The sequence below is a fragment of the Zooshikella harenae genome (assembly GCF_018837975.1).
In the GTDB taxonomy this organism is placed as follows: Bacteria; Pseudomonadota; Gammaproteobacteria; order Pseudomonadales; family Zooshikellaceae; genus Zooshikella; species Zooshikella harenae.
The window spans coordinates 1-600 of record NZ_JAGSOY010000348.1 but is presented as its reverse complement, the minus strand read 5'-3'; the positions used below and the strand labels follow the sequence as shown (position 1 = coordinate 600).

General features: G+C 42.0%; 1 protein-coding gene. It reads right to left on the bottom strand.

The genetic code is table 11. The features are described 5' to 3' along the window. Positions 1-80 precede the first annotated feature (80 nt). The coding region (locus KCG35_RS26065; protein WP_215822839.1) for a hypothetical protein at positions 81-600 on the bottom strand (520 nt) is incomplete at its 5' end.

Genomic DNA, 600 nt, shown 5'->3' with positions numbered 1-600 from the left:
TATTCTGTGCTCATAAATTTTCCTTAGAAAATATAACACCTGCGTAAAGTTTGCCACCAGAAGTCATTTTGACGATCTTGTTAGGCACTTCTCTTGAGCTCATTAACCAGGCTTCTTAACCAGGCGTCCTTGAATTCCTGGGTTGATGCAAGCTTCTCTGCAAATTCCCTCTTTTGCTCTATGCCTAGTGAATATATTTGATATGCCTGTTTAAGCGCTTTTAAATTTCCATCTTCACGCGGAGGCGACACAATCTCGTGACCTCCCCAACGCTCTGGATAATTAGTCTTAGCGACCTTAGCTTGTCGGTTACCCAAATAATCCCAAAGCTCTACTGGAATTGAAACATTTTTTACTGTGAGTTTGGGGTGTTCCTTCACCCAACTTGCATTCTGTTGCCAACGCCATGTGTTAGGGCTGTTTTTTGTTCTTTGGGTAATACCAAGAAAGCTAAGCTTACCAACTACCGCAGGGAAATCCTGTTTGTACTCTAATACCCATTTCTGGATAAACTCGAATAACCGCTCAAAAGTACCACCCCAAGCCACTAAATCACTAAAACATATACCAGTTGGCTCGGAAATAATTTGGGCTGGAGAT